Source organism: Nonomuraea sp. NPDC003707, from assembly GCF_053587055.1.
Map to the genome: position 1 here is coordinate 136,073 of NZ_JBSFNK010000025.1, position 15,107 is coordinate 151,179.

Genomic DNA, 15,107 nt, shown 5'->3' on the forward strand with positions numbered 1-15,107 from the left:
AGCGCCACGTACCCGCCAAAGAAAGGGGCTGCCGTGATGCGGCGCCGCGTCCCCGTCCGCCTGCAACTGACCACGAGCGAGTGCGGGGCCGCCGTCCTGGCCATGCTGCTGAGCCACCACGGCAGGCACGCCTCGGTCGCCGAGTGCCGTGACCTGCTGGGCCCGGGCAGAGACGGCGTGTCCGTCGCCCGGCTGGTCGCGGCGGCCCGCGAGCACGGGCTGACGGCCACGGCGGAACGCGTGGCGGATCCGCTCGGCGAGCCGCCGCGGGCGCCGTTCATCGCCTACTTCTCCGCCCACCACTTCGTCGTCGTCGAAGGGCTGGGCAGGGGCGGCGTGCGGATCGTCGACCCGGGCAACGGCCGCCGGACCATGCCGCGGGAGGAGTTCGCGCGGCGGTACGGCGGCGTGGTGATCGAGTGCGCGCCCGGTCCCGGGTTCGTCAGGAGGCGCGCGTCGCCGTGGCGGTCGACGCCGGTCCGCTACCTGCGCGACTTCGCGGCGGTGCCGGGCGGCCGGCGTCGCCTGGCCGGGGTGCTGGCTCTGGCGGCGGCCATCCAGCTGCTGGCGCTGGCGCTGCCGCTCGCCACCAAGTCCGTGGTGGACGAGCTGGTCCCGGCCGGGCGCGGCGACCTGCTGCCGGTGCTCGGCTGGGCGGTGTTCGGCACGGCGGCGCTGCACGGCACGCTCACCTTCCTGCGCGCACGCCTCCTGCTCGCCCTCCGGGCCCGCGCCGACGAGCGGCTGACCGGCCGTTTCGTCGGCCACCTGCTGCGGCTGCCGATCGGGTTCTTCCTCCAGCGCAGCCGGGGCGACCTGCTCCTGCGCGTCGGCAGCATCGCCACCACCAGGGAGGCGGTCACGCAGCAGAGCGTCACGCTCGCGCTCGACATGGTCCTGCTGTCCGCGTACGGGATCGCGCTCGTCCTCCTCGTCCCCTGGTACGCGCTCATGGTCGGCGCGCTGGCGGCCGGGCAGGCGGGACTGATGGTGACCTCGTACCGGCGGCTGCGGACCCTGTCCCAGGCCGAGCTGGGCGCCCGCGCGGGCGAGCAGGGGTATCTCGTCGAGACGTTGCAGGCGATGCTGCCGCTCAAGGCCAACGGCGTGGAGTCGCGGGCACAGGCGCGCTGGCGGGAGCTGTTCGGGACGTACCAGACGGCCATGCTGCGGCGGGGGCGCGCCAGCTCCTGGTTCGAGGCGGTGCAGGGAGCGGTGGCCGTGTTCGCGCCGCTCGCGCTGCTCTGGTGCGGCGCGTGGCTGGTGCTCGGCGGGCGCATGTCGCTGGGCACCATGCTGGCGGTGAACGCCCTGGCGATGTCGGTGCTGGCGCCGTTGCAGGCGTTCGTGGGGACGGTGCAGCTGTACTCCATGCTGCGCGGCCAGTTCGAGCGCATCTACGACGTGCTCGACGCCGCCCCCGAGCCGAGCGGTGCCCGGCTGCTGCCCGCCGGGCGGCCGGTCGCGATCCGGGCCGAGGGCGTCGCCTTCCGGTACGCGCCCGACTCGCCGCCCGTGCTGCGGGAGATGTCGTTCGAGGTGCCCGCGGGGGCGAAGCTCGGCGTCGTCGGGCGTACCGGGTCGGGCAAGAGCACGCTCGCCCTGCTGGTGCTCGGGCTGCTACGGCCGGAGACGGGCGAGATCCGGCACGACGGCGTACCCGTCCAGGAGCTGGACGTGGCGGCGCTGCGGCGCGAATGCGGCGCGGTGCTGCAGGAGCTGTCGCTGTTCAACGGCTCGATCCGCGACAACATCACGCTCGGCAGCCCCGACGCCACGGACGACGACGTGGTGACCGCCGCGCTCGTCGCGGGGCTGCACCACGACGTCGAACGCCTGCCCATGGGCTACGACACCAACGTCGGCGAGGGCGGCGCCGCGCTCTCGGCCGGGCAGCGGCAGCGGGTCGCGCTCGCCAGGGCCATCGTGCACCGGCCGCGCCTGCTCATCCTCGACGAGGCCACCAGCCACCTCGACCCCCAGACCGAACGCCGGGTCGACGCCGCCCTGTCGGAGCTGCGGGTCACCCGGATCGTCGTCTCGCACCGGCTGAGCGCGATCCGCGACGCCCACGAAGTCCTCGTCATCGACCAGGGCCGCATCGTCGGCCGCGGAACCCACGAAAGGCTGGTGAGCAGCCCAGGACCCTACCGCGACCTGTTCGGCGCTCCGCCGGTGCCCGATCCGCTGAGCGCCTGAAATCACCCATCTTCATGGAAGGAGACAGAAATGTCGGCCGACGACCAGATCAGATCCTGGAAAACCCCCGAGCTCCGCGGGCACGACGAGGCCCACCCCGCGGGTGAGATCAACCTGGGCGCCCTGAGCGGCGGCGAGAAGGACACGCCCATCTTCAGCGACTACACCGACTTCTTCAGCTGCTGGCAGAGCTGCGAACGCTCCATGTGGGTCGGGACCTGCCGCTTCTCCAGCCTCGGCTGCTGCTGACCACGAGCAAAGGAGCACACATCATGACGAACGACGACCTGATCCGTTCCTGGAAGGACCCCATCAACCGGGCGGCCTACGGGGCCGGCCTGCCGCACCCCGCCGGCGACCTCGATCTGGAGACGGCGCGGCTGGCGGGCGGCGTGGAGCAGGAGCCGGCGAACGGCACCCAGCACCTGTCCACCATCGGCTGCTGCGGCGGCTACACCTCCGAGGTGCGCTGCGCGATCAGCGCGCTGTACCCCGTCCCCATGTGCGTGGCTTGGACCCTGCTCTGACAGGCCGGTGACCGGCCGCGCGGCACCGGATCCGGGCCCGCGGCCGGTCACTCGGCGAGCCGGTGCGCCAGGGCGGCCCGGGTCTTCACCCCGAGCTTCCTGAACACGCTGGCCAGATGCGTCTCCACCGTCCTGGGGCTGAGGAACAGGCGCTCGCCGATCTCCCGGTTCGTCATGCCGAACGCGACCAGCTCGGCGATCTCCCGCTCCCGCTCCGACAACGAGCTCCCGGCGCCGGGCCGGTGGGCCAGGCCGGCGGCCATCCGGCGCTGCTCGACGCCCACCTGGGCCGCCAGCCACGGCGCGCCGCACGACAGGAACAGCTCCTTCGCCTGCCCGAGCTGCTGCTTGGCGGCCCGCGAGTCGTCGTCGCGGCGCAGCACACCCGCCAGCAGCATCCGGCCGAGTGCCTCCCCGATGGGCAGCCCGGCAGCCGCGAACCGGTCCACGGCTTCGCGCGCCGCCTCCTCCGCCTCGTCCTGCCGCTCCTGGGCGAGCGCGAGGACGGCACGGGCCCGCGCCAGGAAACCCGACTGCACGGGCGGGGCGCCGAGCTCCACGACGCGGGCGGCGCGCTCGTACCACTCCCTGCCCGCCGTCAGATCGCCCCGGGTGACCTCCACCTCCGAGCGCAGCGCGTAACTGCCGACCACGCCCGGGCCGAGACCGGCCGGGTCGGCGGGCACCCGCGCCGCCAGCAGCCGCCCGCACGCCTCCGTCTCGCCGACCGAGAACAGCACCTCCGACACCGCCTGGTCCGAGATGGTCCGCCACCAGGCCGAGCGCAGCACCTGCCCCCGCCGCGCCGGCTCGATCAGCGGCATCGCCGCGTCCGGGCCGTTCAGCCACAGCAGCGGGCGCGACTTCGTGACGTGGACGAACGCCAGCATCTCCGCGCTGCCCAGATGGCGCGCGATCTCCTCGGCCTCCTCGGCGTCGCCCAGCGCCCGGTCGACGTCCCCCAGCCGGGCGTGGACGGTGGCGCGGGCGGCGTACAGCAGCGGCACCACGTGGCTGCGCCCGTGGTCACGGGCCACCCGCAGCCCGCGGGCCAGGTGCCGCAGCGCGTCGGCGTTGCGGTCGGCCAGGAACTCTCCCCACGCCAGCGCGGCCACGAGCCCGAGATCGTCGCACAGCTCGCGGTCGGTCAGCCCGTTCACCAGCGCGTCCGCCCGGTCGAGATACCGGTACGCCGCCCAGAAGTCGCACCGGTAGAGCGCCGCGACCGCCAGCAGCGTCACGGCCGTGGCCGGCAACCCTCGCCGGGTACGCGGTCCCGCCAGCCCGAGCGCGAGCGAGGCGTTCTCCCGGCCCTCGTCCCAGCGCCCGTCCAGCAGGTCGTTGGCCGCCAGCTCCACCAGCAGCGCGCACCGCCCGCCGGAGTCGCCGCCCGGGGCCTGGTCCAGGTGGCCCAGCTCGGCGGTCAGGATCGCCCGGGCCTCCTCGAAGCGGCCCAGCGAGCGCTCCATCATGGACATCAGCTCCACCGCCTGGTCGCGGTGGTCGCCGCCCGCCTGCATGACCTCGCGCAGCAGCGTACGGCTCTCCGCCAGCTGCCCGGACACGCCCAGCGCCGCCGCGAGTGACAGCAGCAGGCCGGCGCGCCGCCCGCCGGGGACGTCGTCCGGCAGGGCCCGCAGGGCGGCGCGGAACCAGCGCGCCGCCGTCGCCGGCGCGGTCGCGGCCACCGCGTTCGCCCCCTCGGCCAGCAGATCGGCCCCGTCCACGTCGCCGATCACGATCGCGTGCTCCATGTGCACCGCGCACCGCACGGCCGGCGCGCCGTGCGCGCGCAGGTACTCGGCCGCCCGCCGGTGCGCCGCCATCCGCCACGCGGGCCCCGCCATCCGGTACGCCGCCGCCCGCACCAGCGGATGCCGGAAGCCCAGGGTCCGCGGGCCGGAGGACAGGACGTTCCGGTGTACGAGGTCGTCCAGGGCGGGCACCACCGTGGCCAGGTCCAGCTCCGACACCGCCGCCACCAGCGTCGCGTCCAGCTCGTCGCCCACCACCGCCGCGGCCCGCGCCACCAGCCCCTGCACCTGGTCGAGGCCCGACAGCTCGGCGGCGATCAGCCGGTCCAGGGCGTTCGCCGCGACGGGGCTCGCGGCCTCGGCGGGATCGTCGCCGTCCGGCAGCGCGGCCAGGATCTCCAGGAACAGCGGGTTGCCGCCGCTGCGCTCGTACAGGCGGCGCCGGCGGGGCGCGGACATCTCCTCACCCAGCAGCGCGTCCGCGTCGCCCGCCGACAGCGGGCCGAGGGGCAGCGCCACCACGGAGGCCGCGGCCAGCGACCGCGTCAGCCCGGCCGGCAGCCCGCCGGTGCGCGCCGCGAGCAGGACGATCACGCGCCGGTCCGGCGGATGCCGGATGAAGTAGTCGAGGGCCTCGATGGAGGCGTCGTCGGCCCACTGCACGTCGTCCAGCAGCACGACCAGGCCGTCCCGCTCCGAGATGCGCTCCACGAGGCGGTGCGACGCCCGGAACAACCGGTGCCGGTTCAGCGCCGCCAGCCCGCGGGCCACTCCCCCGGCGTCCGCGCCGGCCTCGGCGGACAGCAGCGCGCGGATCTGCTCCAGGTCGGCGGCCAGCTGGAGGTGGCGATCGCCGTCGGCCAGCGCGTCGAACAGGATCCCGAACGGCGCGCTGCGCTCGAACTCGGTGGCCCGCCCCGCCATCGCCGGCAAGCCCCGCTCCCGCGCCAGCTCGGCGACCGCCGTCAGCAGCCGGCTCTTGCCGATCCCCGGGTCCCCCGTCATCAGCACGAACGTCGTCCCGTGCGGCTTGTCCAGCAGCCGCACCAGGTGATCGAGCTCGGCGGAGCGACCCGTCAACGGGCGCCGGGTCACCAGCACGTCATAACCTCCCCGCCAGGAAGATCGTCGATCCCACCCCCATCTCTATCCCACTCAGCCGTTCCGTCCAAGGATTACGTGGTTTCCCCGATGTTTCCGCTTCCGGAACATGACGGATGCCGCAAGCGTCGCCGCCCGGCGCATCGTGCTCTCATGAGCGACGACGACCTCACCCGATCCTGGAAAGACCCCTACCACCGCGACGCCGGCATGCCCCATCCCGCGGGCGAGATCATGATCCCCGAGCACGGCGGCACCCAGGAGATGCCGACGCTGGGGACCACGTTCATCATCTGCACCCTGCCCGGCTGCAACCCCACCGTGTTCTTCGGCTGCACCTACTGATCGCATAACCTATAACGCTCACCAGCGGAGCATCCAAGGGGGCATTCATCGACAAGAGTGGCTGACGGTGTACGTTATAACCGTCAGCCACGAGACAGGACAGTGATGGGCGAATCAGCGGCCGAGCTCTACACGACGAAGGCGGACTACGCCTACCTGCGGGTCAAGGAGCTGATCCTGTCCGGCCGGCTGGCCCCCGGCTCCGTCATCGCCCAGGCCCAGCTGGCCCGCGACATCGGCATCAGCACCACTCCCCTGCGCGAGGCCCTGCGCCGGCTCAAGAGCGAGGGGCTGGTCGAGCTGGACGCCCACCGCGACGCCCGCGTCGCGCCCCTGGCCGCCGAGGAGGCCCCCGACCTGCTGGAGCTGCGCCGCTCCCTCGACCCCCTCGCGGTCGCGCTGGCCGCCGAACGCCGTACCAAGGCCGACATCGCCGCCATGCGCGCCGCCCACGAGGGCCTCGAACCCCTGCCCGGCAACCCCGCCTACGAGCAGCTCGTCGCGCACCGCAGGTTCCACGCCGCCCTCTACTCCGCCTCCCACAACGACCTGCTCATCCAGACCCTCGACAGCCTGTGGGACAAGGCCGACCGCTACCGCCGCCTCGCTCTGGAGGTCGAACGCGGACAGGCGGCCCGCGACCGCAAGGCCGCCGAGCACGAGGCCCTGCTGGAGTACGTCATCGCGGGCGACGTGGAGTCGGCCGCCGGCGTGATGCGCGAGCACATCGACACCAGCCTCGGCGCCCAGGCCGCCTGGCGGCTGCGCAAGCACCAGAACCCCGTGGGCCAGGACGAGGTAGATGCCTGACGCCTGGCATCGGCACGCGGTCCTGCTCGCCCACTCCACCGGCACCCAGGTGATCACCTTCGTGCTGCGACCCACCATGTCGTACCGCGCGATCGAGCTCGACGTGCCCACGGCCTGGCTCGGCCTGCTCGGCGCCAGCTTCGCCATCGCGCCGCTGCTGCTGGCCCTGCCCGCCGGCCACGCCGCCGACCGGTACGGCGAGCGCCGCATGGCCGTGGCGGGCGCGCTCCTGCTCACCGCCTCCGCCGTCGCGTTCACCGCGTTCGGCCACACGGTCCCGGGCCTGGTCGCGGCCGGGGTCCTGCTCGGCACCGGCCACCTGGGCAGCGTCATCGCCCAGCAGGCCCTGGTCGCCAACACCACCGAGCACGGCCGCCACGACACCGCCTTCGGCCACTACACCTTCGCCGCGTCCCTCGGCCAGGCCGCCGGCCCGCTCCTGATCAGCCTGCTCGGCGGCGACGGCTCCATCCCCGACACCGGCCGCATCTTCGCCTGGTCCTGCGGCCTCGGCGTGCTCCTCCTCGCGCTCTCCGCGCTGCTCCCGCGGAGCGGCGCGGCCGCCCGGACCCGGGCCGAGAGCGGGGACCTGCGCTCGCTGCTGCGCCTGCCCGGCCTCGCGCACGCCCTGGTGACCAGCTGCGTGGTGCTGTCCGCGGTCGACATCACGCTGGCGTACCTGCCCGCGCTCGGCACCGAGCACGGCCTGACCGCGAGCGCCGTGGGCCTGCTGCTGACCGTACGCGGCGTCGCCTCCATGGCCTCGCGCTTCTTCCTCGGCCACCTCGCCCGCCTGGTCGGCCGGCGCAGGCTGCTGGTCGGCAGCACCCTCGCGGCGGCGGTCGCCATGCTGCTCACGCCCGTGTCCATGCCGCTGTGGGCGCTGGCCGCGCTGCTGCTGGTCGCGGGGTTCGGGCTGGGGGTGGGACAGCCGCTGACCATGTCGTGGCTGGCCGAGTCCGCCCCCGCCGGGATGCGCGGCCGGGCCATGTCCCTGCGCCTGGTCGGCAACCGTACCGGCCAGCTGATCATCCCCGGCGCGGCCGGGGTCGTGGCCGCCGGGCTCGGGGCCGGCGGCGTCCTCCTCGTCACCGCGCTCAGCCTCGGCTGGGCCGGCGTGGCCGCCCGGCGGCTTCCCGTCGATCCATAGGAAGGTTCCACCATGACCGTTGTCACCGCAGACCTGTACGACGAGCGCGGCGACCAGCTCGACTCCTGCGACCTGCAGCTGCGCCAGTACGGCGGCCGGCGCGCCTTCAGCGGCCCCGTCGTCACCGTCCGGTGCCACGAGGACAACGTCCTGCTCAAGTCCGTCCTGTCCGAGCCCGGCGAGGGCCGGGTCCTGGTGGTGGACGGCGGGGGCTCCCTGCACACCGCCGTCATGGGCGACGTCATCGCCGGCATGGCGGTCGCCAACGGCTGGGCCGGCGTCGTCATCAACGGCGCGGTACGCGACGTCGCCGCCCTGCGCGAGCTCGACCTGGGCGTCAAGGCCCTCGGCTCCAACCCCCGCAAGAGCGCCAAGGTGGGCGGCGGCGAGCGCGACGTCCCCGTCACCTTCGGCGGCGCCACCTTCCGTCCGGGCGCCGATCTGTTCAGCGACGACGACGGGATCCTCGTCACGCTCCGCTGATCGCTCGGCCGGCGGCCGCCGCGTGAAACGGCGGTCGAACGGGCGGAGAGATCTTGCGCCGGCCGGCCGCCATGGCCGAGCCTTTCCCTCATGACCTTGGACGCGGACACGGCGGCCGCCATCGACGACTACTTCGCCCGCTACGGGAGGCGGGGGCACCGGCTCGCCCGGGAGAGTCGCGGCCTGGTGGAGTCGCTGGTCACCGTCAACGGGACGGGCATCCTCGACCGCCTGGTGGTGGACGACGGCCCGTGCGAGTGCTGCCTCGAGGAGCAGCGCCGGGTCGAGCGGCTGTCCTGGGTCAAGTCCGAGTACCGCCGCAGGAGACGTTCGTGAGCAAGGTGGCCACGCACCGGTGCGTTCCTCCGGGCGTCCGCGGTGGGGACGTCCGGCCGTGGCGGTGCTCCGGCTGCGGCCAGCTGTGGGAGCCGCTCCCCCCGCCGCCACGCCCCGAGCGTGACCCTGAGGCCCCGAACCGCAGATCCGGCATAGCGGCCGGCACCTCGATGGGAGCGCTGTGCCTGGCGGCCATAGCGCTCTCGAAGCTCCTCACCGTCGCGTTGTGCGCGGCCGCCGTACTGGGGCTCTTCTGGTCGTACCGGTGGGAACGCCGCGGGTGAGGCGGGGTCAGGGACCTTCGACGGGCAGGAGGGGGCCGGTGAGGGGCTCGTCGCGGTCGCAGGTCAGCTCGCCGTTGCGCACCCGCAGCCGGGCGGCCTGGACCGACGAGCGGCGGCCACCGCCCGGGTGGGTGAAGTAGAAGATCACCGCCTCCTCCTCCCCCGTCACCACGACGTCCGCGTGGTGGCCGAACCCGTCGTCGTCCGGGCGCGTGCCCGGCTGGTCGAGGATGAGGCCCCGCGGCTCCCAGACGTCGAGGTCGTCCGAGACCAGTACGCGCTGGCCACGCCACTCGTCGACGATCATCCAGTGGCGGCCCCCGAGCGTGAACACGTTGGCCCCCTCGTGCGCGGAGATCGTCACGGCGGGTCCGCGGACCTGCCAGTGGTGCAGGTCGGAGCTGTCGGCGGCCCAGGTGTGCGAGCCGTCGGCCTCGTCCTTGTACCAGAGCCGGTGGCCGCCGCCGGGCAGCGCGGCCACGCAGGCGTCGATCACGTACGGGGAGGACAGGCCGAGGGTGGACCGGAACGTCCACCGTACGAGGTCGGGGCTGGTGTAGTGGCGGATGTGGCGCTCGTGCCCCGGCCACGCCTCGGGGACGCCGCGGATGACGCTGACGTACATGTGGTACGTCTCGCCGTCGTCGACGATCTCCGGCGCCCAGTACGTGTGCCGCCCCCATTCGGTGTCGAGACCCTCGATCGTCCCCCGGTACAGCCAGGTCGCGCCGCCGTCCGCCGAGGACGCGACGCCGAGGTCGGTGCCGTGCACCCAGCTCACGTCCCCCCGGTCAGGGGCGCTCGCGCGGCGGCTGGTGTAGACGAGCCACCAGGCGCGCTCGGCCCGGTTCCAGATCAGGGTGGGGTCGGTGGCGCCGTCGTGCATGGGGTCGCGGTAAAGCGGCCGGGAGCTCATCTGGTCCCTTCGACGTGCGGTAGATCGTCCGCAAACGATACCGGCACGCGAAAAGGGCACCCCTGGTCAGGGGCGCCCTTTGGGGGAAGGCCGGCTCAGTTCGCGGGGAGCTTCACCGAGACCGGCCGGACGACCGGGCTGGCGTCCTTCTCGGCCCAGGCACCGGTGGAGTAGGCGACCGGGAAGTTCTTCTTGCCGACGCCGCCGCCCCACTTGGTCACGACGTAGTCGATCTTGATGTGGCCCGCGCCGGCGACGCCGTCCACGGCCAGGGTGTCGGGGTTGAACGTGCCGCCGGTCAGCTCGGCGAACGTCTTGGCGTCGAGGTCGAGCATCACACCGCTGTTGGAGGGGTTGCCGGGACCGCGGTCACCGACGAAGAACGGGAGCTTCTTGCCCTTGTAGATGACGTAACCCTCGGTCATGAGCGGCCAGCTCGGGCTGGCGGCCAGACCCTTCTGCATGGGCTTGCCGGCGGCGGGCAGACCGGTGTCGCCCGCGCGGCCGGAGGAGTCGTCCCAGAAGTAAGACGCGGTGGTCGAGCCCTGGAGCACGGCCGTCTGGGTGATCGTGCTGCCGGCCTCGGCGTCAGCGTGCGCCGCGGGCGAGCCGACGGCCATGGCGGTCAGCACGGAGGCGGTGAGCATGGCGATAGAGTGCAGGCGAGCAGACATGGGTAGGCGCAGTCCTTTGTGAGGCGACAGGGCAATACGCTCTTCACTCACGTAGCCGGGCATGATGCCAAAAGAGCGGCACGTGGAGCGTGAATCCAACCAGAGGGAGTCCGGTCGAGTGGTGCCTTCCACGTTGGTAAGGCCCAGGTCACTCGCCGGTAACGACTACCAAGCTACCCGTCGAAACGGACAAAGGCAAACATAACCCCATGAAACGGATATAGATCTACGTTCGGGGTAAAGGCTTAAGTCAAAAGCCCCGGCGGGCAGGGGACCGCCGGGGCATATGTCGGGATTACGAGCGGGCGCGCCGGATCACCGCCGCCCCCAGCGGGGCCAGCTCGACCGGACCCGACACCGCCTGCCCCGTGAGCAGGTCGATCCCCTCCCCCTCGAACGGGACGGACGCGCTCAGCTCGCCGCTGTGGTTGAGCAGGAACACGTACTCGTGCTCCTCGTCCCCCCGCACGGCGCACTCCACGTGAGCGGGCGCCTGTGGGAACGGCGACCGGACACCCGCCGCCGACACGGCCGCGAGCAGTTCGGCGTCGAAGGCGGCCTGCTCCAGGAGGGTCGCGAAGTACACCACGCGCCCCGCGCCGAAACGGTTCTCCACCACGGCGGCCCGGCCGGCCAGCAGGCCGTCACCGTAGGTGGCCAGGGCCGTGCCGGTCTCCAGGTGCAGGTCGTCGCGCCACCACGTCGAGGTCGCCCGCCGCCCGTCGGCGAACTCCACGGAGAAGACCTCGTGCGGCCGCGCCGGCCAGTACTCGTCCACCTTGGCCCCGATGAGCCGCCGGAAGGCGCCCGGGTAGCCGTCGGGCCGCACCCGGTTGCACTCGTCGACCACGCCGGAGAAGAACGACATGACGACCGTCCCGCCGTTCTCGGCGAACTCGGTGATCCGCCGCACGCCCTCGTCGCCGATCAGGTACGCGTTCGGCACCACCAGCACCTTGTACCCGTCCAGCGACGACGACGCGGACACGACGTCCACCGGGTGGTTGTTCGACCACAGCGGCGTGTAGTGCCGCATGACCGTGTCCGGATAGCTGAGGTCCTGGCGCGGCAGCCCCGCGGTCTCCTCCAGCCCCCACCAGCCGTCCCAGTCGAACAGGATCGCGATCTCGGCCCGCGAGGTCGTCCCCGCCACGGGAGCGAGCAGCTTCATCTCCCGTCCCAGGTCCACGATCTCCCTGAACGTGCGCGAGTCCGGCCCGGAGTGCGGCAGCATCGCCGAGTGGAAGCGCTCCTGCCCACCTCGACTGGCCCGCCACTGGAAGAACATCACCGAGTCCGCCGCCCGCGACACCGCCTGCAACGAGCCGAGCCGCATCCGGCCGGGCTCCTTGACGATGTTGAGCTGCCACTGGCTGACCGCGCTGGCCGCCTGCTCCATGAGCAGCCACGGCTGACCGCCCTTGAGCGAACGGAACAGGTCGTACTGGAAGGCCGCCGACACGTGCGAGTCGGCGTCGGCGGGGTTGGGGTAGATGTCGAGCGCGACCGCGTCCTCCTCGGGCGCCCACTTCCAGTAGTCGGCGTGCTTGAAGAAGCGCATGAAGTTCGTCAGGACCGGGATGTCGTCGCGGAAGGAGCGGACGATGTCCCGTTCGGCGATGTAGCACTCGAGGAGGGCGTCGGAGGTGAAGCGCTTGAAGTCGAGTCGGCGGGCGGGGTTCATCCAGGTGCGCGGGATGTGCGGCACCTCGACCTGGTCCCAGTCGGTGTAGTGCTGGCTCCAGAAGCGGGTGTACCACGCCTCGTTCAGGGTCTCCAGGTCGCCGTAGCGGCGCTGCAGCCAGCGGCGGAAGTTGACCGAGGCGGCCTCGTTGTGCGCCGTGGGCCCGTACTCGTTGGAGATGTGCCACATCGCCAGCGCCGGGTGGAAGGAGTAGCGCTCGGCGAGCTTGGTGGTGATGTTCGCCGCGTACTCGCGGTAGATGGGTGACGACGGGTCGTAGTGCAGCCGGTTGCCGAACCCGAACCGCTCGCCGTCGGCCATCACCGGGAACACCTCGGGGTGCAGGTGGGTGAGCCAGACGGGCGGGGCCGCCGTCGGGGTGGCCAGGTTGACGCCGATGCCGTTCTCGTGGAGGAGGTCCATGATCTCGTCCAGCCAGCCGAACTCGTACTTGCCCGGCTCCGGCTCCAGGGACGCCCACGCGAAGACGCCGAGGGAGACGATGTTGACGCCGGCCTCACGCATGAGCCGGACGTCCTCCCGCCACACGGCGGGGTCCCATTGCTCCGGGTTGTAGTCGCCGCCGTAGGCGAAGCCCCCGATGCGGTTCCTGAAAGCATCCAAGCGAGACATTTCACTGCTCCTGTAGGGATGGGAGGATCCTCGACGCGATCCCGGCGGCCGCGCGCCCGCGCTCGACGACCCGGTTCATACGCCCCTCGCCGTCGGAAAGTTTCTGGCACACTTTCCGAAAGATTACCGTGACATTGCCGAAGGGTTACGGTAGGCTCGGGCCCGCAGCGATGTCAACAGCGCCGACCGGGTAGCAGTCTGCTCCAGGTCAGCGGGCAACCTGTGGGTTTGAGGTTTTTCCGAAAGTTGCAACTCGGAGGTCCTGTGGCTCGAGCAACGCTGGCGGACGTCGCCGCCGCTGCCGGAGTGTCCGTGCCGACGGTCTCCAAGGTCCTGAGCGGGAAGAAGCACGTCTCCACCGCCACCAGGGACAAGGTGCTCGAAGCGGTCAGGGCCTTCGGATACGAGGCTCCGCGCCCGCCGAGCACTCCCCGGGCCGGTCTCGTCGACCTGCTCATAGACGGGCTCGGCTCCCCGTGGGCCCAGGTGCTCATCAGGGGCGCGGAGCAGGCGGCCGCGCGGTGGGGGTTCTCGCTCGTGGTGACCTCGTCCGCGCGGGCCGACTTCGACCTGCGGCGCTGGATCGGGATCGTGCGCAAGCGCAGCACCGACGGCATCGTGCTGGTGCTGTCGCGGGCCAACCAGGAGGAGATCTCGGCCATCGAGGAGCTCCTGCACGTGCCCCTGGTGCTGCTCGACCCGGTGGGCAAGCGCGATCCGCGCATCTCCACCGTCGGCGCCACCAACTGGTCGGGCGGCGTCATGGCCACGACCCACCTGCTGGAGCTGGGGCACACCAGGATCGGCTTCATCGGCGGGCCGCTCGACACGCAGTGCACGCTCGACCGGTACGAGGGCTACCTGGCGGCGCACCGTACGTTCGGGATCGACCCCGACCCCGGGCTGACCCGTTACGGCGACTTCCTGATCTCCGGCGGCAGAGAGTTCGGGGCCGAGCTCCTCGACCGCCCCGACCGGCCCACCGCCATCTTCGCCGGCTCCGACATGCAGGCGGCCGGCGTCTACCAGGCGGCCACCGAGCGCGGGATCCGGGTGCCGGGCCAGCTTTCCGTGGTCGGCTTCGACGACTCCACGTGGTGCGAGATGATGTCGCCGCCGCTCACCACGGTCCGCCAGCCGCTCGACGACATGGCCAACGAGGCGGTCCGCCTCATCTCGGAGGAGCTGACTCATCCGAGGGGGCCGGTCGGGACGCGCATAGAGCTCGCCACCAGCCTCGTCGTCCGCAGCAGCACCTCCGCTCCCGCCTCGTGATCATCACCAGGGAGCTGCGCGTGGCCGCGTACGCGATCTGCGTCGACGACGGCCGGATCCTCCTCGCGCGCTGGGTCGGCCCCTCCGGCGAGCGGCACTGGACGCTCCCCGGCGGCGGCATCGAGCACGCCGAGGACCCGGTGGACGCCGCGATCCGCGAGGTGGAGGAGGAGACCGGCTACACGGTGGCGATCGAGACCCTGCTGGGCATGAGCACCCTGCACCGCCGCTACCCCCGGGGCGAGGGCCGCGAGGCGGACTTCCACGGCCTGCGCATCGTCTACGAGGGCCGCATCACCGGCGGCACCCTGCGCCACGAGGTCGGCGGCAGCACGGACCGGGCCGCGTGGGTGCCGCTCGACGAGGTGGCCCGCCTCGAACGGGCCGAGGTGGTGGACATCGGCCTGGAGCTCCACCGCGTACGGCCCGGCAACGGCCGGGTGGACTAACCGGCGAAGGCGAGGGCGCCGCAGAACAAGAGGAACAGCGCCACGCCCAGGCCGCGCTGCCGCCAGGAGGCGCCCGGCGCGGTCACCAGGGCGGCGAACGGGTACGCGAGCACGGTGCTCAGCACGCCGAACAGGCCCACGGGGCTGGCGCTGAGCTCCCAGAGCGGCACCAGGAACAGCGGGGCCACGAGCGCGACGGGCCACGCCGGCCGGACGCGCAGGAGGCCGAGCAGCGGCCAGGCCAGCACCGGCACCAGCCAGCGCCCCACTTCCCACGCCTCGACGAACGGCGCGATGCACCCGAAGTGCCCGCATCGAGAGGTGTCCGCCAGCACGGCACCGAGCAGCGCCCATCCGAAATGGAGGAACGGCAGGATCGCGCCGACCACCCCGGCGAAGACCACCCGCTCGGGCAGCCGCTGAGCCACGGACGGCATGCCCGGCTTCGATAAGTCCATGCCGACAGCCTCTCATGCGACCGTACGGA

General features: G+C 72.5%; 16 protein-coding genes. 11 read left to right on the top strand and 5 right to left on the bottom strand.

Translation table 11 applies throughout. The features are described from left to right. Nucleotides 1–36: 36 nt before the first annotated feature. Genes ACWDRB_RS44905 through ACWDRB_RS44915 form a run of 3 tightly spaced genes read left to right on the top strand, consistent with a single transcriptional unit; the run spans nt 37 to nt 2,726 of the window. The gene (locus ACWDRB_RS44905) at nt 37–2,199 is read left to right on the top strand and encodes a peptidase domain-containing ABC transporter (protein ID WP_449904773.1); all 2,163 of its coding nucleotides are present in this window, start codon (nt 37–39) and stop codon (nt 2,197–2,199) included. A gap of 30 nt (nt 2,200–2,229) precedes the next feature. Further along, nucleotides 2,230–2,448, top strand: a complete 219-nt coding sequence (locus ACWDRB_RS44910) for a hypothetical protein (RefSeq protein ID WP_449904775.1) — start codon at nt 2,230–2,232, stop codon at nt 2,446–2,448. Nucleotides 2,449–2,471: 23 nt separating this feature from the next. After that, nucleotides 2,472–2,726, top strand: coding sequence for a hypothetical protein (locus ACWDRB_RS44915; protein WP_449904777.1), 255 nt, complete (start codon nt 2,472–2,474; stop codon nt 2,724–2,726). 47 nt (nt 2,727–2,773) lie between these two features. Here ACWDRB_RS44915 and ACWDRB_RS44920 read toward each other — a convergent pair whose 3' ends face one another. Further along, entirely contained in the window at nt 2,774–5,581 is a 2,808-nt protein-coding gene (locus tag ACWDRB_RS44920; RefSeq protein WP_449904779.1) for an ATP-binding protein, read from the bottom strand. A gap of 153 nt (nt 5,582–5,734) precedes the next feature. On the opposite strand from ACWDRB_RS44920, the gene ACWDRB_RS44925 reads away from it, so the two are divergent. The 6 genes from ACWDRB_RS44925 (at nt 5,735) to ACWDRB_RS44950 (ending at nt 8,989) form a co-directional block, all read left to right on the top strand. After that, the gene (locus ACWDRB_RS44925) at nt 5,735–5,926 is read left to right on the top strand and encodes a hypothetical protein (protein ID WP_449904781.1); all 192 of its coding nucleotides are present in this window, start codon (nt 5,735–5,737) and stop codon (nt 5,924–5,926) included. A 105-nt stretch (nt 5,927–6,031) separates the two neighbouring features. Continuing rightward, the gene (locus tag ACWDRB_RS44930) at nt 6,032–6,736 is read left to right on the top strand and encodes a GntR family transcriptional regulator (RefSeq protein ID WP_449904783.1); all 705 of its coding nucleotides are present in this window, start codon (nt 6,032–6,034) and stop codon (nt 6,734–6,736) included. Beyond that, nucleotides 6,729–7,886: an MFS transporter gene (locus tag ACWDRB_RS44935; protein WP_449904785.1), complete on the top strand. Its 1,158-nt coding sequence runs from the start codon at nt 6,729–6,731 to the stop codon at nt 7,884–7,886. The genes ACWDRB_RS44930 and ACWDRB_RS44935 overlap by 8 nt, the downstream gene beginning before the upstream one ends. Nucleotides 7,887–7,898: 12 nt before the next feature. Continuing rightward, on the top strand, nt 7,899–8,369 hold the full coding sequence (gene rraA, locus ACWDRB_RS44940; protein ID WP_364255989.1) for a ribonuclease E activity regulator RraA: 471 nt from the start codon (nt 7,899–7,901) through the stop codon (nt 8,367–8,369). Between the two features lie 90 nt (nt 8,370–8,459). Beyond that, complete coding sequence (locus ACWDRB_RS44945; RefSeq protein WP_449904788.1) at nt 8,460–8,705, top strand: hypothetical protein; 246 nt, start codon at nt 8,460–8,462, stop codon at nt 8,703–8,705. After that, nucleotides 8,702–8,989 (top strand): hypothetical protein, encoded by a 288-nt coding sequence (locus ACWDRB_RS44950; RefSeq protein ID WP_449904790.1) that lies wholly within the window; start codon nt 8,702–8,704, stop codon nt 8,987–8,989. The genes ACWDRB_RS44945 and ACWDRB_RS44950 overlap by 4 nt, the downstream gene beginning before the upstream one ends. Before the next feature lie 7 nt (nt 8,990–8,996). Here the strand turns inward: ACWDRB_RS44950 and ACWDRB_RS44955 are convergent, their stop codons facing one another. From ACWDRB_RS44955 to ACWDRB_RS44965, 3 genes are all read right to left on the bottom strand, one after another. Beyond that, on the bottom strand, nt 8,997–9,905 hold the full coding sequence (locus ACWDRB_RS44955) for a hypothetical protein (protein WP_449904792.1): 909 nt from the start codon (nt 9,903–9,905) through the stop codon (nt 8,997–8,999). Nucleotides 9,906–10,000: 95 nt separating this feature from the next. Continuing rightward, complete coding sequence (locus ACWDRB_RS44960; RefSeq protein ID WP_350732095.1) at nt 10,001–10,552, bottom strand: hypothetical protein; 552 nt, start codon at nt 10,550–10,552, stop codon at nt 10,001–10,003. A gap of 322 nt (nt 10,553–10,874) precedes the next feature. Continuing rightward, nucleotides 10,875–12,896 (bottom strand): beta-galactosidase, encoded by a 2,022-nt coding sequence (locus tag ACWDRB_RS44965; protein WP_449904794.1) that lies wholly within the window; start codon nt 12,894–12,896, stop codon nt 10,875–10,877. A 264-nt stretch (nt 12,897–13,160) separates the two neighbouring features. Here ACWDRB_RS44965 and ACWDRB_RS44970 point away from each other — a divergent pair, with 264 nt between their 5' ends. Both ACWDRB_RS44970 and ACWDRB_RS44975 read left to right on the top strand, forming a co-directional pair. After that, nucleotides 13,161–14,171 (top strand): LacI family DNA-binding transcriptional regulator, encoded by a 1,011-nt coding sequence (locus ACWDRB_RS44970; protein WP_449904796.1) that lies wholly within the window; start codon nt 13,161–13,163, stop codon nt 14,169–14,171. Continuing rightward, complete coding sequence (locus ACWDRB_RS44975) at nt 14,168–14,620, top strand: NUDIX hydrolase (RefSeq protein ID WP_449904798.1); 453 nt, start codon at nt 14,168–14,170, stop codon at nt 14,618–14,620. Before ACWDRB_RS44970 ends, ACWDRB_RS44975 begins: the two co-directional genes overlap by 4 nt. Here ACWDRB_RS44975 and ACWDRB_RS44980 read toward each other — a convergent pair. Beyond that, a complete protein-coding gene (locus ACWDRB_RS44980; protein ID WP_449904800.1) occupies nt 14,617–15,078 on the bottom strand; it encodes a hypothetical protein in 462 nt (153 codons plus the stop codon). The genes ACWDRB_RS44975 and ACWDRB_RS44980 overlap by 4 nt on opposite strands. Between the last annotated feature and the right edge of the window lie 29 nt (nt 15,079–15,107).